The organism is Staphylococcus arlettae (assembly GCF_002902345.1).
GTDB lineage: Bacteria > Bacillota > Bacilli > Staphylococcales > Staphylococcaceae > Staphylococcus > Staphylococcus arlettae.
Map to the genome: position 1 here is coordinate 351,768 of NZ_PPQB01000005.1, position 8,375 is coordinate 360,142.

8 protein-coding genes are annotated in these 8,375 nt (G+C 32.6%); 4 read left to right on the forward strand and 4 right to left on the reverse strand.

Features of this window, described 5'->3' with window-relative positions; translation table 11 throughout:
• Positions 1-352: 352 nt before the first annotated feature.
• Positions 353-1,210 (reverse strand): effector binding domain-containing protein, encoded by an 858-nt coding sequence (locus CD036_RS01875; protein WP_002511212.1) that lies wholly within the window; start codon positions 1,208-1,210, stop codon positions 353-355.
• A gap of 282 nt (positions 1,211-1,492) precedes the next feature.
• The gene (gene zwf / locus CD036_RS01880) at positions 1,493-2,977 is read right to left on the reverse strand and encodes a glucose-6-phosphate dehydrogenase (RefSeq protein WP_002511211.1); all 1,485 of its coding nucleotides are present in this window, start codon (positions 2,975-2,977) and stop codon (positions 1,493-1,495) included.
• Between the two features lie 152 nt (positions 2,978-3,129).
• Between zwf and rnz the strand changes: the two genes are divergently transcribed.
• Entirely contained in the window at positions 3,130-4,050 is a 921-nt protein-coding gene (gene rnz / locus CD036_RS01885) for a ribonuclease Z (RefSeq protein WP_002511210.1), read from the forward strand.
• A 400-nt stretch (positions 4,051-4,450) separates the two neighbouring features.
• Here rnz and proC read toward each other — a convergent pair whose 3' ends face one another.
• Positions 4,451-5,269, reverse strand: a complete 819-nt coding sequence (gene proC / locus CD036_RS01890) for a pyrroline-5-carboxylate reductase (protein WP_002511209.1) — start codon at positions 5,267-5,269, stop codon at positions 4,451-4,453.
• Between the two features lie 138 nt (positions 5,270-5,407).
• Between proC and CD036_RS01895 the strand changes: the two genes are divergently transcribed.
• On the forward strand, positions 5,408-6,166 hold the full coding sequence (locus CD036_RS01895; protein ID WP_021458756.1) for an SDR family NAD(P)-dependent oxidoreductase: 759 nt from the start codon (positions 5,408-5,410) through the stop codon (positions 6,164-6,166).
• Positions 6,167-6,255: 89 nt separating this feature from the next.
• On the opposite strand, the gene CD036_RS01900 is transcribed toward CD036_RS01895, so the two are convergent.
• Positions 6,256-7,170: an aldo/keto reductase gene (locus tag CD036_RS01900; protein WP_002511207.1), complete on the reverse strand. Its 915-nt coding sequence runs from the start codon at positions 7,168-7,170 to the stop codon at positions 6,256-6,258.
• A 182-nt stretch (positions 7,171-7,352) separates the two neighbouring features.
• On the opposite strand from CD036_RS01900, the gene CD036_RS01905 reads away from it, so the two are divergent.
• The gene (locus CD036_RS01905; protein WP_002511206.1) at positions 7,353-7,895 is read left to right on the forward strand and encodes an NUDIX hydrolase; all 543 of its coding nucleotides are present in this window, start codon (positions 7,353-7,355) and stop codon (positions 7,893-7,895) included.
• Positions 7,896-7,998: 103 nt separating this feature from the next.
• Positions 7,999-8,375, forward strand: a 377-nt coding sequence (gene fur, locus CD036_RS01910; protein WP_258027380.1) for a ferric iron uptake transcriptional regulator, incomplete at its 3' end; no start/stop codon positions are given.

Genomic DNA, 8,375 nt, shown 5'->3' on the forward strand with positions numbered 1-8,375 from the left:
GTCATCTAACTTCCAACATAAAAAGAGGTTGGAACAAATCAATGATGTCCTAACCTTCATAACGTAGACAAATCCTTTGCATTAATTTGCGAAGGATTTGTCTATTTTCTATTTATATAGCTTTGTCAAATTAGTAGTGCTTTTTCGTATATTTACTTAGTAGGAGATAATGTCGACCTAGCGAATTATCTGATACATATAATCTATATCCTATTGGCAATGATTATGCCAACTACAGTGGGTAAAGCACTAGCCGAAGACTACAGGCTGAGGCAGTGCCCACTGAAAGCGTGCATAAAAACTGTCAATATAAAAAGAAACTAGGACGAATCAATATTGTCCCAGCCTCTAATCAAATATCTTGTTGATTTACAGGTAACCATAATTGTATTTTTGTAAAGCTATCCTCAAAGGAAATATCGAAAGGATACACTTCTACATATAAACTGTTATGTTCATAAGGTAATGATAATTGTAAACTTGTTTCGATATAGTGCCATGCCTCATTTGTTACATAATCAATTTCACCTTGTAAATTAAACTTAGCGTATTGTCGTTCTGGTAAATAACGACTTTCTAAATGCTCAGGGTATCGATCACTCGGCACACCTACAAATATTTCTACGCCATATTCTAAAGGGCAGCTAATAACATATAATTCATGTGGACTCATATTATTATAGCGCTGCAACTCAGTTATTTTACCTTCTATCACTAAATCTTCTAAAAAGTCAGGTACTTTAAAAGGATTTTCAATATCTACAGAGTTAATGAATTTTGCATAACCTACCAAATTCAGACCAGCAGTTATTTCCAATCTAAATGTATAAGGTGCTTTTTCAGTGGTAGTTACTTTCAAATATTGCCTATTTTGTACTTTTAATCGTTCTTTTTTAGCATTTGCTTGTAATGGTGAAATACCATGAAAATCACTAAAATCATATGCAAAATCATTCGTATTTGCATAATGATATTTTTTTGCTATATCAACTAAACGACCTGATCCATCAAGAAGTTCTTGTGCAGCAACAGTCATTTTTCGTGCTTGTGCATACTCACTCGGTGATAAACCAACAATCATTTTGAATGATTGATCTAAGTGATAAGGTGAAAGACCTACGTAATCACTCAATGTTTGCAAATGAAATTGTTCTAGCAAATGGTCTTCAATATAAACGATTGCTTGCTGAATTTGCTTGATAACGTCCAAAACTTTCACTCCTAAAACTTACAAAGCCGAAATCATAAAGCAACAGAAACTATGTTACAAAAGTTGCTTTCGTTTTATAAAAAATCTTATTATTACTTATGTATAGTTTACCTTATTTGAAGCTTAATAACACCTATATTGGTGTGTAACATTTTGCCCTATAAAATTTGTAGCGTTGGTGTTTCCAATAACTAAAATAATAACACAAAAAGGAACAAAGAAAAAAGCGACAACATCAGTGTAAAAAGACACTTTGTTATCGCTTTTTTGTGCTTTTAATTATTAATGAATATCATCCCACCAATGGAAACCATCTCTACTTAATAGTAAATCACTTTCCAATGGTCCATTAGAACCAGCAGTATAGTTAGGGAATTCAGGTGCTGTTTGATCCCATTCATTTTGAATAGCATCGACAAATCTCCAAGTTGATTTTAATTCTTCCCAATGAGTAAAGTTAGTAGCGTCACCATTCAAACAATCAAATAATAAGTTTTCATAAGCATCAACTGTATTCATTTTATCTTGTGCACTCATAGCATAAGATAATTGTACAGGTTCTGTCTCAATGCCTTGAACATTTTTCTTAGCATTTAAATGCAATGATACGCCTTCATTTGGTTGAATATTGATTACTAATAAATTAGAATCTAATTTTTTATCTGTTTCATAGTATAAATTCATAGGTACTTCTTTAAATTCAACAACTACTTGAATCGTTTTACTCTTCATACGTTTACCTGTACGAATATAGAATGGTACACCAGCCCATCTAAAGTTATCAATTGTCAATTTACCAGCGACAAAAGTAGGGGTCGTTGAATCTTCAGCAACACGATCTTCATCACGATATTTTCTTACTTCTTGTCCATCAATAACACCGTTATCATATTGACCACGTACAAAGTTTTGGCTTACTTCTTCCGGTTCTAATTTACGTAAAGATTTTAATGCTTTTACTTTTTCAGCACGAATGTCTTCACTGTTTAAACTAATAGGGGCCTCCATAGCTAATAATGCGACCATTTGTAACATATGATTTTGTACCATATCTTTTAGTGCACCACTTGATTCATAGTACCCGCCACGATCTTCGACGCCTAATACTTCAGAAGAAGTGACTTGTATATTTGAAATGTATTTATTATTCCATAATGGTTCGAACATCGCATTTGCGAAACGTAAAACTTCAATGTTTTGTACCATATCTTTACCAAGATAGTGGTCAATTCTATATATTTCTTCTTCTTTAAATGAACGTCGAAGTTGTTCATTTAATTGTTCAGCTGAAGCCAAATCTGTGCCAAATGGTTTTTCAATCACTAAACGTTTAAAACCATCTGTATTTGTTAATCCAGAAGATTTTAAGTAATCAGAAATCACACCAAAGAATTTTGGAGCCATCGCTAAATAAAATAGACGATTGCCTTCTAATTTAAATTCTTTATCTAATTTATTACTGTACTCTAGTAGAGATTCATAACTTGCTTCATCACTCACATCATGTTTGTGATAAAAAACATGTTCCATAAATTTATCTAAATGCTTGGTGTTTTTAACGTGTTCTTGAATTGATGATTTCACTTGACTACGGAAATCATCGTTAGTTAACTCTCTTCTACCTATACCGATAATCGCAATATGCTCATTTAAATTTTCTTGTTGGTATAAATGAAATAACGATGGGAATAGTTTTCTGTGGCTTAAATCACCTGTTGCTCCGAATATTGTTATTAAACATGGTATATTCTTATTTCTAGTACTCAAGATAAAAACCTCAATTCTTTTTTAAAATCTTCTTTAATTATAGACTAATTAATCGTATAGTTCATACCATTTTGCTTATAATCAATTTTTTCTTTACTATAACATTCTTAATTTTATATGCTAAAATGTATTCAAGAAGAGGGGGCACGTTCATGGAAATCACATTTTTCGGCACAAGTGCTGGCTTACCTACGAAAGAACGTAATACACAATCTATCGCACTTAATTTAGAACCTTATTCTAATAATATATGGTTATTTGATGTTGGTGAGGCTACACAACATCAAATCTTACACCATTCCATAAAGTTAGGCAAAATAGACCATATTTTCATAACACATATGCATGGTGATCATATTTTTGGACTACCAGGCTTATTAACAAGTCGTTCGTTCCAAGGTGGGGAAGGCAAACCATTGACTATTATAGGTCCTAAAGGGATAAAATCATTTGTCGAAACAACATTAGCTTTATCTGAATCAAGATTGAATTACACATTGACATTTATTGAACTCGACAATCATTTTGCGTATCAGCATAATGGTTTTACAGTTACAGCAGATATTTTAAATCATGGTATAACTTCATTCGGTTACCGTATTGAAGCACCACAAACCTCTGGTAAGATAGATGTCCAAGCTTTAAAATCAATAGGGCTAGAACCGGGACCTAAGTACCAAGAAGTAAAAGAACACGAAACGTTTGAGTTTGAAGACGTTATTTACAATTCTTGTGATTTTAAAGGGGCACCGACACCGGGACCCATAGTTGCTATATTTGGAGATACTAAACCTTGCGCAAATGAATATCAAATTGCATTGAATGCGGATGTTATGGTGCATGAAAGTACATACATAGAAGGTGACAAAACTTTAGCGAATAATTATCACCACAGTCACATTGAAGATGTATTTGCTTTAATGCAGAAAGCTAATGTTAAACATAGTCTAGTAACACATATTAGCAATCGATATACACTTGAAGAGGTGGAAGCAATATATAATGACTTATTGCAAGGTGACACATTACCAAGTTTTCAATTTGTTAATGATTTTGACTCTTACCAAATATAAATAGATGAAGTAGCCTTGGACTACTTCATCTCAGTTCATACACAATGTCTAAATTTAACATTACATCGACTATACGTAATAAATGATAGCTAATTATTATTTATTTTAATAATTAGCAGTGCTTTAGCCGACTCCTGCGGAAAAGGCACTTGCCGAAGACTACAGGCTAAGGCAGTGACCACAGAATGTGTACACAAAAAAACTGCCAACAAAGTTGTAAACTTTATCGACAGTTTGAAGAGGCTGGGACAATATTAATTGTCCTAGTCTCTTTTCATATTGGCAGTAGCTGACTGCATTGAAAATGCGCTTTAAACCAAGCTTATTTCAACGCTAGTCATCCTTGCCGGGGTGGGACGACGAAATCATTTTTTCAAAATCAGATTTCTGTCCCACTCCCTTAAACTTCGTCATCTTGATTTGATAATTCTACACTTCTATTAACTGCAGAACGTAGACAATCTTCAAAAATACCTTCAATATCATATTCCGATAAGGCATTTAAACCTGCTTGCGTAGTACCGCCTTTAGAAGTAATATTTTTTCTCAGTTGTTCCATGCTCAATTCAGAACGTTCAATCATTTTACTTGTCCCAATAATTAAATTTCTAATTGATTCTTCTACTTGGTCTTTTTCTAAACCTAAACGCGTACCTGCAGTTACGTATTGTTCGAATACATGATATAAAAATGCTGGGCCGCTTCCTGTAATTGCTGTTACTTGGTGTAAATTATCTTCTGATACTTCAATAACAGAGCCAAATGCATTAATTAGTTCATCTACTTCTTCTTTTGAAGAAGGGCCGAAGTTGTTTGAAAAACTTATACCAGTCACCGAATGTCCAACATGTGCATTTGTATTTGGCATTATTCGTGCTACTGGATTTTTTGTATCTAGTAATTCTTGGATATAGCTTATCGGTAAGCCAGCCATAATTGAGATGAATTTATTTTGTTGAGCAATATGTGGTTTTATGCGTTCAGCTAAATTTTCAAAATCATATGGTTTTGTACCTAAAAAAACGTAATCGGCATCAGCAAGTAGGGCGTGGTCATCATAACTATAGTTCACACCTAATTCTTCTGCATATGCTTTTAGTGCACCTTCATTTGATCTGTTCGTTAGATAAATGTCGTTCGACTCAATAACATTTGAGTTTACTATGCCGGTGAATATAGCATGTGCCATATTGCCTGCCCCATAAAATACTAGTTTCATGTAGTTTCAACACTTCCTTATCTTTTGATGTTTCTATACTAACATAGATAATGAATATTCCTAATATTTTCTGTCGATACTTACATATCAATGTCGTTTATCCTATAATTAAATCATTACAAATAAAGGAGCGTTATAATGAGTAGTCAACACTTTGTTTTGACCGGTGCTACGAGTGGTGTAGGGTTATCCTTATTAAAGTTACTGCTACAACAAAAAGTTAGAGTAACTGTTTTAGTACGGTCACCACAAAAATTAACAGCATTAAAAAATAAAGACGAAGACAATTTATTGCAAATTATAGAATGTGATTTACTTAATATGGATGATATTAATGGGTTGCAACAATATTTTCAAAACACCACGATTACTGGCTTAATTTATAGTGCAGGAATGGGTTACTTTAAATCTATATCTGACCATAGTGCCCAAGAAATCACTGACACATATAATTTGAATGTAGTCCATTTCAACTTATTATTTAAAGTTTTGCAACCTTATTTAGCTACAAAAGCTACAATTGTCGGTATAGGGAGTCAAGCTAGTCATATTACACAGGCATATGCTGCTCATTATGGTGCCAGCAAAGCTGCTTTTAATCAATTACTCAATGCATTACGTCTCGAGCATCCTAATTACCATGTCATGGTTGTGAATACCGGTCCGATTGATACTGCATTTCATCAAAAAGCTGATCCTTCATTAACATACGCCCAAAAATATCAATCAATAATGCTTGATGCGGATACATTAGCAAAAGATATTATTAATGGTATCATTTGGAAAAAGACAGAAATCAATAAACCTTATTGGATGAATGTATTACTTAAATTTTATAATTTAGCACCTCGTACGTTCGAGCGATTGTTACCTAAATTATTCAAAAACAAACAATAAAAAATGGTCACATCTAAACAAATGATAGTTTACGATGTGACCATAATAATATTTTTATATTAATGGATTGATATTCAAAATATGACTTTTTACTGTAGGTGTTGTGTGTAATTTAAATCTTTTACGCGTTCACGTGCTGCTTTTAATTGATCGACACCAATGGCTTTAGCAGCTTTATAATTTTCAATATTTTCATCTAATTGCTCAACGCTACTTGCACCTACAATAATGGAACCTAACGCATTTTGTGATTGTAAATAGTTAAAAGTTAGTGCTGTCAGGTTATTTTCTACTTCTTTAACAGAAGCGATTGTTTCTCCAAGTTCTTGATAACTATAGTCAAAAATACCGTCAGCAAATTTGTTATCCAACGCTTGATTGCTGTTTGCTGTTAATAATCCTTTAAAAACAGGACCACGTGCTAAAATTTTAACATTATGTGCATGTATTTCATCTACAAGCGCTTCGGGTCTGTTATCAATTAAATTAAATTGAGACATGAGTGTTTCAATGTCACTATGCTCTAAATAATAACGAATAACATTTGGTCGAATAGAAGAAATACCATAAGCTTGAACTATACCTTCTTGCTTTAACTCCTCAAATGCACTTATCGTTTCATCTAACGGATCATCAATTGTGCCTCCGTGCAATTGATAAAGTTGTAGTTCGTCTAATCCTAATCTGTGTAACGACTTTTTTACAGAAGATTTTATGTGTTTTTTTGATGGATCCCAAAATGTCGAACCATCTTGTTGTAAATGATTACCTACTTTAGTACCTACAACAATATCATCTCTATTTTGGTATTTTTTAAGTGCTTTACCTACGATTTCTTCATTCACACCTTTATCATAAATATCAGCTGTATCAAAATAAGTGATACCATGTTCAATTGCACGTTCAATGATACTTTCAGCATGATCATATGCTGTACCAAGACTCATACAACCTAAACCAATTTCTGATAATTCTATGCCACTTTTTAATATGTTCTTTTGCATGTTAATACTCCTTTCGATACACTAATTAAATAAGATAAAGAGGTGCCATTTAGTCGTTGCAAAACACTGAATAATTAACATATGACATAATGTAAATATGCCCATGTGTTTATACTACACCTCAATTATCAATAAATTAATCTTAACAATAACTTATACTAATTAAAAGGACAGTGATTACGATGGAACTAAACGAAAAAACAATTGCCAAAACTACGATATATAATGGCAAGATTATAGATTTAGAAGTCCACGATATAGCTTTACCCAACGGACAAACGTCAAAACGTGAGCTTGTTAAACACAATGGCGCTGTTGCAGTATGTGCTATAACACCTAATAATAAAATCATATTAGTGAAGCAATTTAGAAAACCTATAGAAAATACTTTATTAGAAATACCAGCAGGTAAACTAGAACTAAATGAAGACAGAACATCGGCAGCACAACGCGAATTAGAAGAAGAAACTGGTTATATTGCTGACGATTTACAGTTAATCACAGAAATGTATGGTTCTCCAGGGTTTACAAATGAGAAAATATCAATTTATTTTGCTGATAACTTGAGAATTGGTGAAATGAATTTAGATGATGATGAGTTTGTAGAATTACATGAATTATCAATTGAGGAAGCAACCACAAAATTACAAAACGGCGAAATTACAGATGCCAAAACCATTATAGCCATTCAATACCTATTACTTAATTATAATCATTCTAAATAAAAAGTATTTAAACTTGCACATTTTATCAATTATTGGTATTTTATATATGAATCATTATGTAAATTAAAATGATTATAATTATTAGTAGAGGAGTGAGGCTTCCGTGGAAGAACGATTAAATCGCGTGAAGCAACAATTACAACAGTCATCATACAAATTAACTCCACAACGTGAAGCAACTTTAAGAGTTTTAATTGAAAATGAAAAAGATCACTTAAGTGCTGAAGATGTCTATTTAAAAGTAAAAGATAAAGCACCTGAAATAGGTTTAGCAACGGTTTATAGAACATTAGAATTATTAGCCGAATTAAAAGTAGTAGATAAAATTAATTTTGGCGATGGCGTTGCTCGTTTTGATTTACGTAAAGAAGGGGCTAAACATTTTCATCATCATTTAGTTTGTATGGAATGTGGAAAAGTTGAAGAAATTGAAGAAGATTTGTTGCCACAAGTAGAAGAAAAAGTAGAACACGATTTTAA